This is a genomic window from Isachenkonia alkalipeptolytica (assembly GCF_009910325.1).
Taxonomy (GTDB): Bacteria; Bacillota; Clostridia; order Peptostreptococcales; family T1SED10-28; genus Isachenkonia; species Isachenkonia alkalipeptolytica.
In genome coordinates, this window is record NZ_SUMG01000002.1 from 149,480 (window position 1) to 171,013 (window position 21,534).

12 protein-coding genes and 1 CRISPR repeat array are annotated in these 21,534 nt (G+C 41.2%); of the genes, 2 read left to right on the forward strand and 10 right to left on the reverse strand.

The genetic code is table 11. From position 1 onward, the window contains the following. Together addA and addB are read right to left on the reverse strand one after the other, a co-directional pair. Window positions 1–3,612 (reverse strand): helicase-exonuclease AddAB subunit AddA, encoded by a 3,612-nt coding sequence (gene addA / locus ISALK_RS02485; protein WP_160718690.1) that lies wholly within the window; start codon window positions 3,610–3,612, stop codon window positions 1–3. Further along, window positions 3,605–7,099, reverse strand: a complete 3,495-nt coding sequence (gene addB, locus ISALK_RS02490; RefSeq protein ID WP_160718692.1) for a helicase-exonuclease AddAB subunit AddB — start codon at window positions 7,097–7,099, stop codon at window positions 3,605–3,607. Before addB ends, addA begins: the two co-directional genes overlap by 8 nt. A gap of 128 nt (window positions 7,100–7,227) precedes the next feature. Between addB and ISALK_RS02495 the strand changes: the two genes are divergently transcribed. After that, on the forward strand, window positions 7,228–7,707 hold the full coding sequence (locus tag ISALK_RS02495; RefSeq protein WP_160718694.1) for a LiaI-LiaF-like domain-containing protein: 480 nt from the start codon (window positions 7,228–7,230) through the stop codon (window positions 7,705–7,707). 143 nt (window positions 7,708–7,850) lie between these two features. Next, on the forward strand, window positions 7,851–8,645 hold the full coding sequence (locus tag ISALK_RS02500) for a 4Fe-4S binding protein (RefSeq protein ID WP_160718696.1): 795 nt from the start codon (window positions 7,851–7,853) through the stop codon (window positions 8,643–8,645). Window positions 8,646–8,778: 133 nt separating this feature from the next. Next, window positions 8,779–12,969: direct repeats of the CRISPR family, unit length 37 nt; unit sequence GTTTCAATCCTTGTTTTAGTGGATCTTACATTGGAAC. A gap of 328 nt (window positions 12,970–13,297) precedes the next feature. On the opposite strand, the gene cas4 is transcribed toward ISALK_RS02500, so the two are convergent. From cas4 to ISALK_RS02540, 8 genes are read right to left on the reverse strand one after another with little or no spacing between them, the layout of a single operon-like run. Continuing rightward, entirely contained in the window at window positions 13,298–13,909 is a 612-nt protein-coding gene (cas4, locus tag ISALK_RS02505; RefSeq protein WP_160718698.1) for a CRISPR-associated protein Cas4, read from the reverse strand. Then, the gene (cas2, locus tag ISALK_RS02510; RefSeq protein ID WP_160718700.1) at window positions 13,884–14,174 is read right to left on the reverse strand and encodes a CRISPR-associated endonuclease Cas2; all 291 of its coding nucleotides are present in this window, start codon (window positions 14,172–14,174) and stop codon (window positions 13,884–13,886) included. The genes cas4 and cas2 overlap by 26 nt, the downstream gene beginning before the upstream one ends. Then, the gene (gene cas1, locus ISALK_RS02515; protein WP_160718702.1) at window positions 14,168–15,160 is read right to left on the reverse strand and encodes a CRISPR-associated endonuclease Cas1; all 993 of its coding nucleotides are present in this window, start codon (window positions 15,158–15,160) and stop codon (window positions 14,168–14,170) included. The genes cas2 and cas1 overlap by 7 nt, the downstream gene beginning before the upstream one ends. Continuing rightward, a complete protein-coding gene (locus tag ISALK_RS02520; RefSeq protein ID WP_160718704.1) occupies window positions 15,161–15,814 on the reverse strand; it encodes a CRISPR-associated endonuclease Cas6 in 654 nt (217 codons plus the stop codon). 16 nt (window positions 15,815–15,830) lie between these two features. Beyond that, window positions 15,831–18,155: a CRISPR-associated helicase Cas3' gene (cas3, locus tag ISALK_RS02525; protein ID WP_160718706.1), complete on the reverse strand. Its 2,325-nt coding sequence runs from the start codon at window positions 18,153–18,155 to the stop codon at window positions 15,831–15,833. After that, window positions 18,139–18,804 (reverse strand): type I-B CRISPR-associated protein Cas5b, encoded by a 666-nt coding sequence (cas5b, locus tag ISALK_RS02530; RefSeq protein ID WP_160718708.1) that lies wholly within the window; start codon window positions 18,802–18,804, stop codon window positions 18,139–18,141. Before cas5b ends, cas3 begins: the two co-directional genes overlap by 17 nt. A gap of 10 nt (window positions 18,805–18,814) precedes the next feature. Next, on the reverse strand, window positions 18,815–19,690 hold the full coding sequence (gene cas7b, locus ISALK_RS02535) for a type I-B CRISPR-associated protein Cas7/Csh2 (protein WP_160718710.1): 876 nt from the start codon (window positions 19,688–19,690) through the stop codon (window positions 18,815–18,817). After that, window positions 19,690–21,348, reverse strand: a complete 1,659-nt coding sequence (locus ISALK_RS02540) for a TIGR02556 family CRISPR-associated protein (RefSeq protein ID WP_160718712.1) — start codon at window positions 21,346–21,348, stop codon at window positions 19,690–19,692. The genes cas7b and ISALK_RS02540 overlap by 1 nt, the downstream gene beginning before the upstream one ends. Between the last annotated feature and the right edge of the window lie 186 nt (window positions 21,349–21,534).

The window sequence follows — 21,534 nt, forward strand, 5'->3', positions numbered from 1 at the left end:
TTAGATTTCGATGGATTCTCCGGTATAGAAAAAGTGAATAATGGTTTCTTTGACTCCGGTACCGGTAATGGACTCCAAGGCTTCCCGGTAAAGCCTTAGCTGGGGCCTGTAGGTTTCGATTTTTTCCCTGCGATTGCCTTCCCAGAGATAATCACTCTTATAATCCACCAGCACCCACTGGCCTGCCTCTTCAAAATAACAGTCGATCATCCCTTGGATCAGCACCTTATCCTCACAGCCTGCCAGCTCCTTAGACAAATCCCCGGCCTTTTTCCAAATATTAAAGGGTTCCTCCCGGTGAATTTTTTTCGCCTTTTTCATCCGTCGCCCCAGAGGGCTTTGGAGAAAGCGCTGGACTTTTTCAAGCTCCAGGGCCTCGGCCTCCTCTTCCCGAAGCAGGTCACGGCGAACCATTTCCTCTCTTTGCTTCTCCAGGGCGGATAGATCTTCCGCCTGATGAAAATCCAAATGCTGCATAAAAAAGTGCAGGATGGTTCCCAACTCTTTTCCCTCAAAGGCCCTTTGCTCTTCCAGAAAACGGGGGCCTTCCTTTAGGCTGGGCACCTTGTACTTTACCCTTTCCATGGATTCCCGGTCAAAGGCTTTCAAATCCGTCACCGTGAGTTTGGAAGGAATGCTCTCACTGCCTTTATAAGGGTATACCCAGTCCAGTCTTTGATGAATGGTTTCTCGGTAAGGACTGAAGGCCTCTTCCTTCCGGTTTTCCAGTTCCTTAAACCGCTGTCGGTCCTGCTCCTCTTTATCCCGGATTTCAACAAGGTTCTGGGAGAACCCTTTTCGGTCTACTAAATCGATACGCCAGGGGCTTTCGTCCTTGATCAGCTCCTCCCGGGAAGGTTCAAAGCCCCCGGCCTCCCTCAGGGTGGAAACCCCTTGATGCTTCATCAGCAGGGGACCGATCCAGTCCATGGGACTTTTAGCCGACCGGAGGGCATAACTGCCCTGGGACTGCTCCCATTTTTCCAGCTGTTTTTCAATCCCCGGAACCGAAGCGGAGAGCACCAGCTTGTCCTCGGCTCTTGTCATGGCCACATATAGAATGCGCATCTCTTCCGAAAGGTTCTCCCCTTCGATCACTTCCTTCATGGCCACCTTTCCCAAAGTATCCCGATAGGTTCGGGTTTGTAAGTCTACAAACTTCGGTCCCAGGCCTAAATCCTTATGCATCAGCATAGGGCTTCGAATATCCATTTTGTTAAACTGCTTTCCCAGGCCGGCTAAAAACACCACCGGAAACTCCAGGCCTTTGCTCTTGTGGATACTCATCAGCCGAACCACATTTTCCTTTTCCCCCAGGATTTTTGCCGCTCCGAAATCATCGCTGCCCTGTTTGATTTTCTCCATAAATTCGATAAATTGAAACAGTCCTTTAATCGAGGTTTGCTGAAACTCCGAGGCCCGGTCCAGCAGGATTCGAAGATTGGCCTGGCGCTGTTTTCCTCCGGGCATGGCCCCGAGAAAGTAGTAATACCCGGTCTCCCGCAGGAGCTTCCAGATGAACTCATCGATTTTATACAGCCGGGCATCTTCCTTCCACTTTTTCAGGTTTTCCAGGAAGCTTCCCGCTTTTTTTCCCAGTGCATCCTGCCGGTGGATCCCGGCGTTTTTCAAGGCTTCGTAATAGGATCCCTGTTTGTTTTCCAAACGGATTTTGATCAGCTCCTCCGTGGTAAACCCTCCCATGGGGGAGCGCATCACACTGATCAAGGGGATATCCTGAGCTTTGTTGTCCACCACCCGTAGGAGATCCAGAAACATTTGCACTTCCAGGGCTTCAAAGTATCCGCTGTGGGAATCCGCATAGGCGGGGATCCCCTCCCGGGCCAGTTCCTCCTGAAAAATATCCGTGGAATTCTTCGTGGAACGCAGGAGAATCACCATGTCCCGGTAAGTAACCCGCCGGAGGGCTTGTAACTTTTCATCGTAAATTTCCATATCCCCGGTCAGTTCCTTGATCCGTTTGACCACAACCCTTGCTTCAAACTCCAGGGCCTTCAGCTCTTGCAGCTCCTCTTCCACCCCTTCAAGATCCTCTTCCTTTTTTTCAATCAGGTGCAGTTCCAGGTCCGAGTCTTCAATGGGGTGATGCTCCCTTCCCCGGTATAAATACGCACTCTCATCGTAGTGAATTTCCCCCAGATCCTTCGACATCAAATGGCGAAAGAGAAAATTCACCCCGTCGATGACGGAGCTTCGACTACGGAAGTTTTTCGATAAATCGATTCGTCGGTTCAGCAGGGACCGGTCTTCCCCCTCCTGCTTTTTATCGAAGGTTTCATACTTTTCCAGAAACAGGGTGGGATCCCCCAGGCGGAAACGATAAATACTCTGCTTCACATCCCCCACCATAAAAAGATTGTCCTCCCGGCAAATTCGCTGAATCAAAGTTTCCTGTACGATATTGCTGTCCTGATACTCATCGATGAAAATATACTCGAACTGTTCCCGGTACATCTGTTGGGCCTTGGGATCCTTTAATATTTCCAGGGCGAAATGCTCCAGATCATTAAAGTCCATCAGTCCCTGTTCCCGTTTTTTCTCTCCGTAGCGCTGATCATAGGCCCGCACCAGACCGTAGAAATAATCCATCAGCGGCGCAATTCGCTGTAAATCTTTAAAATACCGGGAAGGACTCTGCTGTAGCTGGTCCTTTTTAATTTTCCCGATCATATCTTTTCCGTCGTCCCGAAGGGCTTTCCCCTCCTCTTTTAAAGCGGGATCACAGACCTCTTTATTCACCTTCTTCAGCCGGGGATGCTTCAATTCCTTTAAGACCTGATAAAATCCGTTTAAGCTTTTATCCAACTGGGCTTCCAGCTCCTCCGTCATCCTCAAATCTTCCTCCAGGGCGGCAATGTAGGCTTCCGGCCCGCCCGGACTTTCAGCGACCTCCAGGGCCCGTTGAAACAGATCCTTAGCCCCCTTCAGTCTCCGTTCAATCCCTTTTTTCAGCTCCAGGGTCCAGGGATGGTTTTCCAGGTCCGCCTCTTTGTCCAGGTGAAAGTGTTCCATTTGTTTTTCCAGCCACTCCATGGGCTCCGGCTGACTTTGGGTGAAGCGGTAGGCTTTCAGCACCATATCTTTTAGAGGGTCGTCCTCCTTACTGCCTCCGAAGCTTTCCACCAGCTGATGGAAAATGGGATGTTGCTTTTCGTAATGTTCCTCGAAGACCTCCCCTAAAGCCTCGTTGCTTAGTAGACTGTTTTCCGTCTGGTCTCCTATGCGAAAGGAAGGATCCAAATGAATTAAATGAAAGTTTTTTTGAATCACATCAATACAAAAAGAGTGAAGGGTGGTGATCTTCGCCCGGTTGAGAAGGGTCATCTGTCGTCGAAGATGATTGGGATTTCCGGTTTTTTCCTCTAAGGCCTTCACCACCGCATTTCCGATTCGCTCCCGCATCTCCCCCGCCGCCGCCTTGGTAAAGGTTACGATCAGCAGCCGGTCGATGTCCAACTCATCTTCGGTAATCATCTGAATAATTCGTTCCACCAGTACCGCGGTTTTTCCTGAACCCGCCGCCGCCGACAGCAGCAAATTTTCCCCTCGGGATTCAATGGCTTGTTTTTGTTCCCTTGTCCATTTAGGCATGATGCTTCCCCTCCTTTCCTTTTATTTTCCGGCTCTTTTCCCCCGGATCCGTAGATTGATCCTCGGAAGGAATGCCGGTTTTTTTCATAATTTCCCCCAGAACTTCCTCCGGTTTCCGGTCCTTTAAGTGCCGGAACTGATTGTCCTTCAGCTGCAGATCAAACTGACAGATCCCTCCATATTCACAGTAATCACAGGGGGTACGGTCGCCCACCTTGCAGGGGGACACCCGGGTCTTTCCCCGAAGGATATCTTCCCCGGATTCTCTCAGGAGGCTGCGGACATATTGGATCATCCCTTGAAATTCTTCCTCCGAGGCAACGGAAGAGGCCTTTTTAAAGTCCCCGTCCTTTTTGATCCCCACGGGTAGCACCTCGGAGCCCGCCTCCAGGTTCTTATCCATCTTCTTCAGCACCTCCACATCCTTCAGGGCCAATCCTTTCATTTTCAACTGTTTATTGATTTCCTTTTCCACGGCTTTTTCATAGGCTTCCCGCTCCGCCTCCGAAGGATCTTCGGCACCGGGATCCTTGACCATGGGATCCTCTATTTTAAAGTAGAATACCCCGGCGGGACGAAGGGGTTTTCCTTCCCCTAAGCTTTCATAGGACAGGGCCGCATCCAGATACAAAAGTAGCTGAATTTTCAGGCCGTGATACAATGCGTTCAAATCAAACTCCGCATAACCGGACTTGTAGTCCATTACTTTTATAAAACTCTCCCCATCCTCTACCAGGCGGTCCAAACGGTCAATCCGCCCTTCCAGGTAAATTTTCTCCCCGCCGGAAAGTTCAATGACAAAGGGCAGCTTATCCACCATCCCCTCCCCAAACGCGAATTCATGTTTATAGGGTTCGAAATCCCCTTGCTGCACCTGCTCAATCAGGGTTTTTACGGTTTTTTTACTGATCCGCTTCAGCCGCCGGGTCAGGTATTGATAACGGTAACTGCTGGTCAGCACCCCGTTGCCAAAGCTCGGCGCCAGTTCATCGATTACCGCCTCCACTAAGGCCTCCCCCTGTCGGGGATCCATGGTTTTCCAGTCCAGTTTCTGCTCCTCGGAGCGCTTGGCAAAGGAATCAATGGATTGATGGAAAAGGTCCCCCATATCCACGGTCTGCACTTCATATTTTTTCCGTTCCCTGGGACGGAGGCCGTAGCTGACAAAATGAGCGAAGGGACAGTTATGAAACTTCTCAAATCTTGATGCACTGGCTCGTACCGGGGTTTCATAGAGCTCCCTGGCCAAGGCCGGATCAATGCTCTCCTTTTGATTTTGATAAAAAAGTCCCTGAATCATGGCCTCTCTTCGCTGCTGCCAGTCCTCTTTCCCCAAATAGAAGCTATACACATCCCACCATAGGGGGGCAATGTCTTTTCCTTCCACATATTCCCGCATTTTATCCGTCAGTTCGTTAAAGGTTCCCGAGGCTGTGGATACCTTTTCAATGTCCCCTTCCAGGTCAAACCGTTCGTCTCGAATCTCCAACTTTGGAAACAGGCTTAAAAACCGCTCCACTAAAATCGAAGGACGAAGAGCACGACCTTCATTATCGGAAACCGCGTAACTGAACCAGAGATAATTTCGGGGTTTCGTTAAGGCCAAATAAATCCCGTAGTTTTGCTCAAAGAGCTTGGTCTCCCCGTCCTCTTCCATTTCCAGCCCTTTTTTCTTTAACAGGACCCGCTCATGGTCCAAAAACAACTCTTCCTTTTCCTCCGTATAGGGAATTACCCCGTCGTTTCCGCCGATTAAAAACATGGCCTTGATGTCCTGGGCTCGGGAACGTTCCAGGTTCCCTACCAACACCTGATCAATGGTGGAGGGGATTACCCCCACTTCCCCGGCTTCAAACCCGGATTCCAGTACCTTGATGTACTCTTTTAGAGACAGTTTCTGCTCCCCCAAAATCTCCACCAGTTGATCGAAAATCTCCATGGTTTGGTTCCAAACCTGGGTATTTTCACTGTGACTCTCGAAGTGGCCCTGTTGTTTCAGCTGCTGTAGCCAGTGATTCAGTTTTTCCTTGAGCCCCTGTTTATCCATAAACCGGAAGAGGGATTTGGTCTTTTCCTCTACGGTTTTTTTCCCTTTTAAGGGTTTTTCCAGGGAAAGAAAGGGGTCGATAAAACGTTTTCGAATGTGGTTCAGCTCTTCCAGGGTTTCTTCTTTTCCGTACCGGAAGTCCTCTTTCCAGGACTTCCCCCGAACCCCATAGGCCAGAGCGTAGTTCTCCAGGCTTTCCACCTCCTCCAGGGTTAAATCATGAAATCCGGTTTTTAAGAACCGAAACACCTGGTCATATCGGTAGTTGGATTCCACGGTTTTCAATGCGGAAAGGATCCATTCCATCACGGGACGGTCCATGGAGCTTCGTTTTTCATCCAGAAAAAAAGGAATGCCGTATTCTTCAAAGGCTCTTCGAATCAGCATGGTATACCCTTGAATATCTCCGGATACAATGGCGATATCCCGAAAGCGATAGTTCTTTTCCCGCACCAAAGTCATAATTCGTCTCGCCATTTCCTCTACTTCCCCGTAGGGATTGGCCCCGGCAAAAAGTTCAATACCTTCCGGTGCTTCGGTGAATTTTTCATAGGGATAGGCGTAAAACTCCCTTTCGATATGCTGCAGGGCCCGGGGGATTTCCGGGGCCTCCTCTTTTTTCGGATACACAAAGCGCTCTTGGATCCCTGAGGCTTTGGCTATGGCCCTAAACTTCAGCAGGGCCTTTTCCGGTACCGAGAAAAGTTCCCGTTCCTCCTCCCTGGGGTTTTGTTCCATCACAAAGGTAAGGGTGATATTATCCGCCTCTTTTTCCAGGGTTTCAATCAACGACTCCATTTGAGGGGTATACTGATAAAATCCGTGGATCCAAACCTCGGTGCCTTTCATAAAGGATGCCCGGGGAAGATAATCAATCATCTGATCCATTCGGTCTTCACTGTCTAAGTACCGGTCTTCAAAGGTCTGATTCAACTTTTCATAAATCATGCTGATGTCCCAGAGTTTATAGTTAATCGGGCTGTCTTCCCGACCCTCCTCCTCCAGTTCCCGGATGGTTTGATTCAGCTCCACCGGGGTGATCCGGTGTCTTTTCAGCTCCGTGATCATCTCCCCCATTTTCTTTGCAAAGCCCAATTGGTCAGAAATCTTCTCATACATCAACAGCTTCTCTCGATGCTCCTGAAGGATTTTTTTGATCATCATATTTTTTCCCAGCTCGTCAATGACCACGGAGGTGATGCCCCCCACTTCGTTAAACACCCGGTATCCCAAACGGGTAAAACTTAATACTTCCACGTTTAGTATTCCCCGGAGTTCCTGGGATTCAATTAAGGCTCTCTCGGTTTGCAGAGTGAACTGCTCCGGGACGATTAAAAAAAAACGGCCTTCGGGATTTTCCCGTTCCCGGCGGCTGATTTCTTGAAACAGAGTTTCTTGAAGATTACTATGGGCTCTTCCCATTAAATAGCGCAGTGGCATAGAAGGTTCCTCCTTTTTCCTCGGTTATCTAAATATTATATCATTTTTTAAAAGGATTTTTTAAATCTTTCTCGAATAATGTATAATGGATTAGGATAAGAAATTTGACCCAAAGAAAGGATGATCCCATGAAAGCATCGAAGGGACGAATATTTGTCGGTATTGTACTATTATTTTTAGGAATCTTTATGTTATTAAACCATTTACAGTTCATCGAATTACGATTTGCCCTGGTTTGGCCCCTGTTTTTATTAATCCCGGGACTGATTTTTGAGTTCAGCTATTTTTTCAGTCGCCGGAAAAATAATTCCCTGTTGGTACCGGGAGGCATCCTGACGGTTTACGGCTTGGTGTTTTTCCTGGAGGCCTACTACGGATGGGCTTTCCTATCGCCGGTATGGCCCTATTTATTATTGGGGGTGGCCTTCGGTCTGTTTCAGCTTTATGTCTTCGGTTATCAGGATCGGTCCTTATTACTTCCCACCTTTCTACTCACCGTATTGGGGCTTTCCAACATTCTTCAAAGTTATTATGCCTTTGATTTTCAATTGGCGGTACCGGTTATATTGATCCTGGCCGGGCTTTTTCTGATCATCAAGAAACGGTAATCCGACAACGGAAAAAATCTGAAATTTCCATGCTTTCCAACAAATTATAAAGGCTGAAACAGCGGTTGACATTTGCTGTTTCAGCCTTTATAATTTGTAAATGCACCCCCTCCGTATGGGGGTCAATTTCAGGAGGTGTTTTGATGAAACAACCCTTTATTAAAAAAAATCGAACTTTTACCACCCTTAGAAAATATGCTTGGATTTATACGCTTCTCGTTGCCTTCGGAGGATTATGGTTTCCGAAACTAGGCCTAACCGTACCGCTGATTATCATCGGTCTTACGGTTTCTTCCCTGTTTATGGGAAAATACTGGTGCGGAAATGTCTGCGCCCACGGCAGTCTATTCGATGCCCTACTACTGCCCTACAGTAAAAACAAGGCCTTCCCGAAGATTACAAAAAACCCCTATCTTATCGGTTTTATCTTCCTGTTTTTCGGATTCAATATATCCCGACGAATCCTGGCCCTTCAGGACTTTTGGGGAAGCGCTTCCTTTTGGGATCAGTTGGGGATGATCTTTGTGGGTACCTACCTGGTGGTTACCGTCGTGGGAAGTATTTTAGGGATTTTCTTTGCCCCCCGGACCTGGTGCACCTTTTGCCCCATGGGGACCATCCAGCGAATCATGCATTATTTCGGTACCAAAACCGGAATCAATAAAAAAACCAACAAAGTGGTAACTCCCGAAGCCGATAAGTGCAAAGCCTGCGGACTATGCTCTAAAGCTTGTCCCGCCCAGCTTTCTCCCCATGAAGCCTTTAAAGATGGAAAGCAGTTCACCCATCCCGAGTGTATAAAATGCTCCACTTGTGTCTATACCTGCCCTACAAAAATACTCTCCTACGATACGGTAGAGCAAGGGGATACCAGTAACATTCCCGCACCGAAAATTGATGTGGGAGACCATAGGGAAAAAGAAAGAAAGGCCAGCTAAATGCTTGGCCTTTTTTTCTTTTATCCTATAAGCTCTTCATTATAATGTCTCTCAAATACTGCCTCTTAAAGAAATGTTAGTATCGTTTCATAATAATTACGCTTATGTTCTCTTATACTGCTATATTGAATGAGATTCAATCCTTGTTTTAGTGGATCTTACATTGGAACCTTCTTTGGTCACCTACTCCGCCTCCTCTGACTTGTTTCAATCCTTGTTTTAGTGGATCTTACATTGGAACGATAGGAATGGACAGATGGATAAGCAATATTGAAGGGTTTCAATCCTTGTTTTAGTGGATCTTACATTGGAACCGTGATCCACGACGTCGACCTCATGGACCCGGTCAGTTTCAATCCTTGTTTTAGTGGATCTTACATTGGAACGTCGTTCGGGAAGTTTGTTCCGAGGTTCTCGAAAAGTTTCAATCCTTGTTTTAGTGGATCTTACATTGGAACAAGGCCCTGGATCATGTAGAGGAAGCGCTGCTATGGTGTTTCAATCCTTGTTTTAGTGGATCTTACATTGGAACAGGCAAAAGGGTCCTTATCGAAAAGGACTACATAAGTTTCAATCCTTGTTTTAGTGGATCTTACATTGGAACCTCTTGGGAAAGACCATGAAAACAAAGGAGGTAGTTGTTTCAATCCTTGTTTTAGTGGATCTTACATTGGAACTTTCGTCGTCACGCTCAAAAGTCGGCTGTTGTTTTTGTTTCAATCCTTGTTTTAGTGGATCTTACATTGGAACCCCACACGCAACAATAATTATCGATAGGTATGGAGGTTTCAATCCTTGTTTTAGTGGATCTTACATTGGAACAAGTATATACAAGCACGATATACCGAGCATGGTGGAGTTTCAATCCTTGTTTTAGTGGATCTTACATTGGAACAAGTAAAAAAAGCGTTGGATTTTCGACTGGATAAGGGTTTCAATCCTTGTTTTAGTGGATCTTACATTGGAACTGATTGATACTTGTGTAGCAAAAGGGAAGCATGTGTGTTTCAATCCTTGTTTTAGTGGATCTTACATTGGAACTTATCGGCCACGCAAATTCCGGACAAGGGAAGGTTGTTTCAATCCTTGTTTTAGTGGATCTTACATTGGAACGAACTAATCGGCTGGTATATGGAGGAGAAGGAGGGAGTTTCAATCCTTGTTTTAGTGGATCTTACATTGGAACGAAATGTCAGATGAAGCCTGGCACCAAGGTAAAGTAGTTTCAATCCTTGTTTTAGTGGATCTTACATTGGAACAAAAGAACGTCGACGCTCACTCGCTCCGGAATAAGTAGTTTCAATCCTTGTTTTAGTGGATCTTACATTGGAACATTTCCGCAACCGAGGAAGAGATTCAAACGGCCAGTTTCAATCCTTGTTTTAGTGGATCTTACATTGGAACGTGTTTTACACATTTTGATTATTCGCAAGGAGCGTTGTTTCAATCCTTGTTTTAGTGGATCTTACATTGGAACAATTACCGGCACGGTTACGCTGTTCCCTGCCTGTTTGGTTTCAATCCTTGTTTTAGTGGATCTTACATTGGAACTTGATCGGTTCGCTAAGAAGCACGATCGAATCATCTAGTTTCAATCCTTGTTTTAGTGGATCTTACATTGGAACCACCTAGGTTATCGGTTTTCCACATTTGCGTTTGTAGTTTCAATCCTTGTTTTAGTGGATCTTACATTGGAACAAAGTAGTCCTTGCCAACACGGGAAACAAAGCTCGGGTTTCAATCCTTGTTTTAGTGGATCTTACATTGGAACGCTGAGGTTTATGTTCACAAGAATTTAAAAGAGCTGTTTCAATCCTTGTTTTAGTGGATCTTACATTGGAACATGCCTACTTTTGTTGTGTCGCCTCCGATGATGATGTTTCAATCCTTGTTTTAGTGGATCTTACATTGGAACACCTTATTTTTCGTAGAAGGGCCATTGCGGACGTTGTTTCAATCCTTGTTTTAGTGGATCTTACATTGGAACCTGATCGAAGCAAATTATTCCTCAGAGATTCTTAATGTTTCAATCCTTGTTTTAGTGGATCTTACATTGGAACCCATGTTGCGCCTCCTTTAGATTATATAGCTGTCGGTTTCAATCCTTGTTTTAGTGGATCTTACATTGGAACCATTCTTAGCACTAACCATCATGCTGCCCGATCCCAGTTTCAATCCTTGTTTTAGTGGATCTTACATTGGAACTCGGCACCATGCTTCGAAATCCGACTTCGTGTTATGTTTCAATCCTTGTTTTAGTGGATCTTACATTGGAACAATTTACTTCTGTCCCATGTTACTAGGATATCATGGGGTTTCAATCCTTGTTTTAGTGGATCTTACATTGGAACTTTAAGTCTTCATTGTTTAGTAGTTCATAGTGATTGTTTCAATCCTTGTTTTAGTGGATCTTACATTGGAACCTAATGCGTCGTAGATTTCCGGTTGTATTTCTTCAGTTTCAATCCTTGTTTTAGTGGATCTTACATTGGAACGATGATACAATTCTGTGATTCCTAGTGATTCATATTGTTTCAATCCTTGTTTTAGTGGATCTTACATTGGAACCTTGTCCTGCTTTTTTGTTTGCAACTCTTTCTTGATGTTTCAATCCTTGTTTTAGTGGATCTTACATTGGAACCCGGTTATCCTATCAATTTTAATCATTTTTCTATCTGTTTCAATCCTTGTTTTAGTGGATCTTACATTGGAACAATTGAATACAACGAGAGAGCAAAGAAAGCCGACCTGTTTCAATCCTTGTTTTAGTGGATCTTACATTGGAACGATTATATTGATATGGAAACGAGGCGGCTACTTAAGTTTCAATCCTTGTTTTAGTGGATCTTACATTGGAACTATCAGACATTTTCGCAAGTTAGCAGAAGAACATATGTTTCAATCCTTGTTTTAGTGGATCTTACATTGGAACAATATTTTTTTTGTCGCTGATTTTATGATATCTCTGGTTTCAATCCTTGTTTTAGTGGATCTTACATTGGAACAAGTATTAGAAAAAACAAGCGAATTGTTAACTATAATGTTTCAATCCTTGTTTTAGTGGATCTTACATTGGAACCATGGTAGCGCATCCCGTAGCAACTCCCGCACCTGTGTTTCAATCCTTGTTTTAGTGGATCTTACATTGGAACATAACCTCTTAATCCAATGAAGTTCCGAGATCGGATGTTTCAATCCTTGTTTTAGTGGATCTTACATTGGAACAAGAAATATGAAGTGGACTAGACTCAACTGTACTATGTTTCAATCCTTGTTTTAGTGGATCTTACATTGGAACTTGAAGATGAAATGGACTTTATGTTGATGGACAGAGGTTTCAATCCTTGTTTTAGTGGATCTTACATTGGAACAAAAAGGAGTTGTTACCAATGACAGCAGAAGAAAAATGTTTCAATCCTTGTTTTAGTGGATCTTACATTGGAACATCGGAGAAATGCAGGCAAATGATATTATCACTCAGTTTCAATCCTTGTTTTAGTGGATCTTACATTGGAACCGATTGAACCGATAATTATTGATGCAGGATTGGTGTAGTTTCAATCCTTGTTTTAGTGGATCTTACATTGGAACTGAAACCGCCTCTGAATTTGAAAGTGGCGCTAACTAAGTTTCAATCCTTGTTTTAGTGGATCTTACATTGGAACACAGGGATCGCTGTTCATGCGAAAGAAGGCAGTAACAGTTTCAATCCTTGTTTTAGTGGATCTTACATTGGAACTTTTGCTCAAAATAATAATACTTAGATAGTTTGTCGTTTCAATCCTTGTTTTAGTGGATCTTACATTGGAACAATATTGCTGTCTTACGTTTTCAAATCTTTCGTACAGTTTCAATCCTTGTTTTAGTGGATCTTACATTGGAACAAAGTAAAACAATCATTACGGTTAACTGTCCAGAAATGTTTCAATCCTTGTTTTAGTGGATCTTACATTGGAACAAAAAACTTCACCCATATCAGCTAGTAATTGCGACATGTTTCAATCCTTGTTTTAGTGGATCTTACATTGGAACGGGTGAAAGCCAGATATTCAGAATGATTGACCTCATGTTTCAATCCTTGTTTTAGTGGATCTTACATTGGAACAGAAAAATCAACTATTTCATGTCTATGAGTATTCCAGTTTCAATCCTTGTTTTAGTGGATCTTACATTGGAACGAGATCATCGCCCTTGATACTAGGGACCGTTAACGTGTTTCAATCCTTGTTTTAGTGGATCTTACATTGGAACACCTCCCATGGTTTCGATGAAAATTTTAGCAGAAAAGTTTCAATCCTTGTTTTAGTGGATCTTACATTGGAACAGCAAAAACACAGCTATATATTGATGCCACCTGATTGTAGTGTTTTTTTGATGAGTATAAAACAAGTAAAACTCAATAGTTTTATTAATATTAACAGTTGTTTTTGACATATAAACATAGGCCACACTCTTTCTTAATACTTAATTACAGAGATTACATGGAATTTTCTCAATAATTTTGCAACCACAATCGCTACAACCCGCATTTTTACTAGGCAGTTTTATAAAAACCCATGCAAAGGTTGTGGATTCCTTTCCTAATGTTTCAATTTTCATTATAACGCAAACAATTTACATTTACAAATATTTGAAACCATTTGCTAAACGATTTATTGTATACATATATTTTTATATGTACAATCAGTGCAACGTGCTTTAACCGTCGTAGCTTTAGGAAAATATCCTGCAAGAACCTTATGCAAGGACATAATATCCTTTTTCACATTCTCTTTATCTTTCATTTTCATAGATACTTCCACAAGTCTATCCCCACCCCTACAATAGACAATATACCCACGATCCACTTTTTTATTATAAACTTCCTCAATCATAATGCTGTAAAGAATGGTTTGTGTTCGAAGGGTTTTATATATTTTTTCTTCGTATTTTGCGAATTTATAATCCAGAGGGGCCATGGTACCGTCTTTTAATGTTAACACTTCATCTACAATTCCCCGGACTTTCATTTCATTACTTATCAGACTCACGGCAGTTTCCTTATTTATTGCTCCGATTTTCTTACGTAAATATTTTCTATTTTCTTCCTCTTTCTTATCATGCAAAGTTCTCCCTTTTTGAACTTTATAACGTTTGTCTTCATACTGTTTTATTCCAAGTACTTTCATATAATATATGAACCTTGGACAATACAGATACTCTATCATATCCGAAGGGGTAATGAAGTACTCAAATTCTTTAAAAGAACTTGGATATGATTTCATCACTGACCATCTCCTTATCAAAGGCCTGTCCGAATAAACCTATTTTCTTAAAATCTCCTTCACTCATAGGAAAAACATAAACCGAGTCTTCTTCTTCGTCGATCATATCTTCAATGATTAACTTTAAATCGTCCAAATCATTTCGATCCACATCACCAAGAAAAACACTTTTTTGCACTCGATACAAACCGTTGTTTTTACATTGCTTTGCTATTTGGTTTCTGGTTTTATCCTCAACAATATCATAAATTACCCATACTAACATGTGGGCCCCTCCTCCAAAATAAGATTTGCAATGCGATGGCATTCAAACTGGATAATATTTTGTTTTTCAATATTTCTACCATGATAACGCACTTTTTTCTCCATATCCTTATGATATACCTCTAAAAGTGCTTGCTTCCCCTTTTTATTAAGATAATATCCGCCTTCAATCTCATCAAAAAATTCCACCTTAATCTTTCGTTTTGCAAAAAGTTGTACTACCAGTTCTTCCATTTGTATCCGATACATTTCAATAATATCAAATACCAAAGCTTTTTTGTTGTAATTATCCGTATGCATAATCCCAATATATGGGTCTAAACCCGCTAGAATACAAGCTTTTTCCACATTGGAATAAAGAATTCCGTAGCTGTAATTGAGTAAACAGTTAAAGGGATCCTTCGCAGGATTTTTACTTCTCCCACTGAATTGATATTTCTTCGGTAATATTTTTCCCAGTGTTTCAAAATATACTCTCCCGGCGGTGCCTTCACTGCCGAGAAGAGTCCCTCTTAACTCCTCCACAGTCTTACGGGAATCAAGCTTTCCAATTTTTTCTCGCTGCATATTAATTTTATCAATAGCAGTTATAATTTCCTCCTGTCGTTCATCCCGACGATTCACACTTAGTTTTTCCAAGTGATTGATCTGGTTCTCCAGTTTTTTCGCAATCCAGGACTTTACCAGTTTTAACCCTAATGAATGGTCCTGTAAAAACAATTGCTTTCGTCGAATGGTGGAAATGCTACCCAGTCTTGAATGCCAAACCCTTCCCAGGGGTTGACCCGAATACTTTAAAAATACGATATCAACATTATTCTCCACGGCCAATTCGATGGCATCCGTGGAAAGGGCCGCCCGGGTAGTAATTAATATTTGCTCTACTTTTTTTGCGGATATCTCTTGTTTTTCCTGATCTTTTTGTATGGAAAAACATTCGCCTCTTTTACATAAATAAATACCTGGTGTATTAATAACCAATTTCAATCAGCTCACCTCTTTAATCGTTCCAAAACCTTTAGCTACCGATTTTCCGATCCCTAGATAATCCGGCAGGACAACATTCGTCTTAAAAGTGCCCTTAAATCCTTGCATTGCAATATTTTTCATATTCACTTCACAGGCTTTTATATTCAGCCAGCAATGAATTTCCTCTTTCACTTCATAATTTAATCCTTTTGCCAAGGAGAGAATATTTCCGATCAGAATTTTCTTTAAGATTTCTTCCTTTTCCCAGGGCGAAGCATTCCTGTACTTCCTAATATTCTTTTGGTTAAGAGCAATCCAAGGGGTTTCAAACTTATAATGTCGATACTCTTCTAACGTTGTTATTTCCTTCCTTTTAGTTTCCACAGTTTTTTGAAACACTTCGTGCTTTTTCCCCTCAAGTACCAACTCATCGGTAACCATCCCAAGACTCTGAACGCGCTTTGCCCCTTCATTGATACCAATAATCATTGGTATCTCTTTAACAACTTTATACTGTACCAAGGGATAACGAAACATAAACTTTTCATCTTTATGATTATGAAAAATCTCTTCTTCTCGATACTGCTCCGCAAAATACCCTCGCAGTTTCTCCGCCATCCTGGGATTTAGTTCCTTGTTTTCAAAACGCACCACACAAAAGTCAACCTTCATGATCTTACCCCTCCCTTTAAAAAATCATGGCCTCTTTTCGCTTAACCCCTAATTCATCATAATCTTCCTTATCGACTACTCTTAAATGTTCAAAATATTTATGGTCATTGATTTGATCGAGATCCTTTCTAGGCACCGATACTTTATATTGATTCAGTCGTATCCAAGCATTCATTGTTTCTCCATAGCTACCTTCCTGGGATAGAATTAGAGCAATGTCATTTTGGGTATTGTCATCGATATTGATAATCAAGTCTTCTTTAATGCGACTTTGATCTTCGATTAATTGGAATTTATCACGGATAGTATCAAATCGAAAATCATAAATCGCTTTTAGTAAATCTTGGGAAGTGTCTTTCCCTCGCTTTTCATTGGTTTTTTTAAAATACTGTTGGTTGATATCGTAGATTTCTCTTTCTTGAATAATCTTGCGGTCCTTTAGTATTTTTTCCGTTATGGACAGTAAGACTTCGGAGTATATATATCCTGCAAAAATCTTATCGTTATGTTCAATATTTTTTAATTTGTACAGACGAACTATACCTTTGCCTTTGACCCCGCTTCGGTTGCAACGACCTGCGGTTTGATTAATCGAGTCCATAGGGGCAAAGTCACGGTATACCCGGTCAAAGTCGATGTCTACCCCGGCTTCAATCAATTGGGTGGATACAAGAATCTGATTATCGTTATTTCCCGTTCGTATTTCTTCAATTAACTCTAATCGTCTTTTAGGATATATTTCTGTGCTTAAAAACTTAATATCCCGTTGACTCCTTTCGTTGTTCAAAACATCTTGTAGCGTTTTATAAACTTCTTTAGCCGATTTTACAGTGTTCATGACTATCAAAAAGCTTTTGTTTGGCTCTTTTGCTATATCTTCTTGTAAAATTTCCAAAAACTCCTCAATGGATCGCTTCTGATCCATATGATTATGGATTTCAATACGGTCCAAAGCTTTGAAATGTTCTTCAGACTGATTTATCAGTTCTTTTCCTTCTAAAAACAATGGTTTAGTTGCGGTCACCGTGATAATATAGCAGTTAAACAGTTTGCTAAAAGTTTTAAATACAGCTTCAATCACATCATAGAACTTCGGATCAATGGCCTGGACTTCATCTAGTATAATAATTGCACCCGCTAAATTATGAAACCGATGGGAAATTTTATTCCGTCCCGGTTGAAAAATGGTATTGAAGAGTTGGACAAATGTCGTGGTAATTACTGTGCTTTGCCAGTTTTCCACAAAGAACTTCCCGTCATATTCACGGTAATGTCGTCCCTCCTCTTTAGAGTGGTAGTCGATTTCTGTGAAGGAGTGATGTTTTAACAGCAAAGTATGATCTACCGCAATATTATTTTTGATGAGCACATCTTCTAAAACCCCGTAATTCTGATCAATCACACTGGTAAAGGGTAATGTGTAAATTATTTTCGGTTGAATATCTTTTTCTTTTCTAAGACGATGAGCTAATCGAAAAGCAACACCGTAAGCCGTTAGCGTTTTCCCCGTACCCGTAGGAACATTAATCGATAAAATTCGTTCCTTTTCTATATCCAGGGCCTTGATCCCTTCTAGCCCTTCAAGATAAATTTTTTGCCGCATTTGATATAACAAGCTATTTTCTACAGCAGGATTTTTTAAAACCAAATCTTTACGCAAAATATCTAAGTAATACTCCACCTTCCGGTCATCCAATTGTTGATCAATACCCGGCAAGTTCCCTCGTCGAATAACTTGGGTCTTATCAGCAGTTAGTAAAATAGACCAAAAGTAATGAAGCCATAAGAACGATTCTATTTCCTTGCTCTTATGAAAAACAAGGAACTCCTTTAAAGGCTTTCTTAGGAACTTTCGATCTTGTATTTTTTGAAAGAAATCATTTAATGATCGTCCATAAAGCTTTTCTAACTCTTTTTGATTTCGTTTTAGAGAGTCACAGATTTTTATCAAGGATTCTTGATTAAACTGATTAAAAAATACCGAACCAGGTGTCATATCTCCATGGTGTCGTTTGACTGCCATAAAACCTAATAATTTCCACTTTTGGGGTAATAAATCGTATGCGAGGTATGCAGATATTTCACCATGATTTTTATAATCCCCATAATACTTTTCCTGAAGATAGTCTTGAAAATACTCGCTCCCTTTTCCAAAATCATGACAAAGAGACATGATATCTACTACTTTGAGGAGTTCTTCTTCTGGGGCCTTTTCAAAACCATGTCGCTTAACGATGGTTCTTCCAACCGCCGCCACTCCTTTCAGATGATCAGCTAATAGCTGATCACCTGTTGATTTAGAAGGGTCTCGGTGAGAATATAGTTTATAAGAAGCACACATGATCCTCACCTACTTTAAAGACTTCTTGTTCTTTCCTTAAGGGAGTTCTGTTTTGAGGAGTCATCACAACATTTTGGTATTCTTTATATTCCCTGGTGGCATTATTCATTATAGGTATTCGATCGAAGCATATTTGGTCCATATCCAATTTTTCCAAGTCAACCAATTCTTTTACCATAATCGTATCGGAAAACTTGCTTTTTATTGTCTTGGGATCATATAATCCTACAAAATCCACTTTTGCAATATGCTCACTATTTCCAAGGTAAGGGGTAAACACAAAATTTCTATTCGTCAGTACCTCTTGTAACTCTGAAAGTATTGCGCTTTCCCCTTGGACATAAATTTGATAGGCAGGGTCTCGTAAAAACTGAATACGGGACTGAAAGTTCGCTGCACTATTATTCTTCGTTTGAGGGATTAAATTAAAGGCCTGGGTATCTTTAATTACCGGATTTAACAGTTTTATTCCAATTTGTAAATCCTTAGTCTTCTCATAAAGCTCATGATATTCAATCCCTAGCATGGCTCCGATAAGTCCTCTTACGGCCACAGGGTGAATGCTGGAATATGTCAGTGCTGACGTGGTTGTGTGGGAACATCTAAACCTAGCATAAGATCCTGAAGCCGTGAAACTTAAAATTTTCATTGTATCACCTCTAAATGGTGTATTGTTCAAACCGTTCACCACTATTTATTAATTGGACTTTGGGATGAGAATAAATATTTACTTTCTCAATTACTTCTTTTTTCCGTTCCACGTAATTTACCAAAGGACTCAAGTCAAAAGTAAAGTCGGAAATGTCCCGGATATCCAAGTCTTCTTTTTCCGCTTTCGTTTCAACGAAGTCGAGTTCTCCATCAATGTATTGGTTTTTATATATCACTTCGATTAACAATCGGGGCATATGATTTTTCGAAGTACTTTTATAGTTTTTCATCCCATCGATTAATGCACTTTTAAAAATTTCCAGATCCTCTTCTTCAACGGGAATGTTTTGTCGTTTTGCAACTTGATCATTGTAAATCATGTAGGTACGAAACAGACTAAAGGGCGTCAAGTACTTTGACCATATGGTCCCTTGCTCAGCGCCTTCATTTGAGGCCATAACCGAGGTTCCTTGAGCAAATTTCACTTCCGCCTCATGTATACTTTGGCTCCAAATAATTTGCAGTGGACCGGTAATATTAAACTTTGGCTTTGTAACCACGGCACCAAATAATTTCACATCGGCAAAATCTTTTTTGAGCAATCCTTCTAACTCATCTTCTTTAACATTATGTTCTTCCCCAACTTTTTTTGCAATTCCCTTACAATCCAGGAATCCTTTTTTCTTGCTTTTCGTTGGCATAACAAACACATTATGACCTTGATCCGCCATTTCATCCCGAACATAACGCTTAATTCTTACATCGGACATTTCCAATCTTCCTGTTCGTTCATCCTGTCTTGGGCGGTTGTCGTTAATTAAGTCACCATTAGGATTTGCCATTTTCGTATCGGAATATAATACATACTCCCTTGTTTTCGCCATTACTGTTCCTCCTCTACCACGTTTTTATTTTGCTTATCAAAATATGCATCTTTTCCCCAGAAGAATAAGTATTTCGCCTCATCGTTAGAGAGTTTCCTTTCTCTTTCAGCCATTAATTCCTTGGCTTGGGTTTGCATGTTTTTCAAATAAGAGTTGTGCACTTTATATTTTTCCGCCTTGTCGCTAATCTGATTGGAAAAATATATAAAATCTTTAAAGTCAAACTTTCGAGAAAAGAAAAATCCTTTTTCCAAAGAAACTCGGTTATCTTCTCCCTCTTCAGCATTTTTCCCTTTTTTCATTTGATAGATCATATAGTTAAAGCATCTACCTAAAATAAACCAGGCCTTTTTCTCATCACTGTCAAAATATGTTGGATTTTCTTCAAACAGTTCTTCATAATTATGATATGTTTTCATAGTATTCCACCCCTTTTCCAATACTCCACAATCGCATAGGAAATTGTAGATTTTATGGTTTTGTTCCATTACTCGAAATTTCTTCTCTCCTTTCATTTCATGGTGTTTATATACCGCCATGGCTCGTTTAAAAAAAGTGTTTCTTTCCATTGGTCTACCGGAAAAAACCGCATCCAAACATTTTAGTTTTTCTCCTGAAGTGTTTTCAATACTATCTAATGTTACTTTCACCGCAGACATGGTTCTTAATACCATAAACAGTTTTAATTGATTGTAATGCTTTAAACGCTCAGCCAGATAACCGAAACGACTGGGCATAATACTTTGAATCTGATAGTCCAGCTTAAAGGCTTTGCCATCATCTTCATAAAACAGGATATCAATGGCAGCATTTCCCTTAGCAAGATCCTCTAACACTAGTTCTTCAGCAGTGTTCAATCGTTCTAATAAATGGGTGGATTCTTTTTTTTCTTCCTCTCGTAAACTTCCGTCCAGTTGAAAAATTCCTTCCATTTCATCATCAAAACCATGGGGTAGAAACATGACATTCTTCCCAAATGATTTCCAATATACCGATAGCTCTTTTTCTACATAACGCTTACCCAATAATACTTTTTCCAGACAGTCTTTGCCTAAAACTAAACCGGACTTTTCCTTCACATCAATATTTCCATATACTTCTTTGTCATTCGTGTAAAATCGATATACTCCGGTGTTATATCCTATGCCTTCCTCACCGCATAAGTGGCATACGTGCTCTCCATCTAGTTGATTAAACATAGTTTCGTACATCTTCTTCAAAAACTTTTCAGTTAATTTTTCCCGGGGTGTCAATCCATCGACCAATAGAATCAAAAAAGCTTCGGAACTTCTTTCTTTTAAATAAGCTTCCACCGCTTCTTGAATTTCTTCATAATACTGACCAACTTCACAAAACTCACAGGCTTTTTTCAGTTTACTCCTCCCTTTATACTCGCCTTTATTATCTTCTTGAAAATAATAATCTAATCGCACTCCCCCTCCTAAAACACCATTACCCTTTTGATAGAATAGAGCTTTAGAGGCAATATTTCTTTCAAACTCTCTCGGTTCCAAGCTGATTTTACCGTCTTCAATTAATACCTCCACAATGGTTTCCATAGTATCGGAATTAATCGTATTAACCATATGATCCACAACAGACTCTTCAGCATTCGCACTTAAAATGTAACCCCCAATATTTTTTACATGTTCCAGCATAGTCTCCCTCCCTTTATTTAATATTTTACTTAATTGGAAAATATTAAATCGCTTAGTTATTACTTCTACATCTCTTACAAATATACCTTCTAAATTTTAAAAAAATTATAAATTTCTAGTTCCTTAGACTTATATAACAACTATACCTCTTCCTTCTCCTGAATGCTTAGTAAATACTCTGTAATT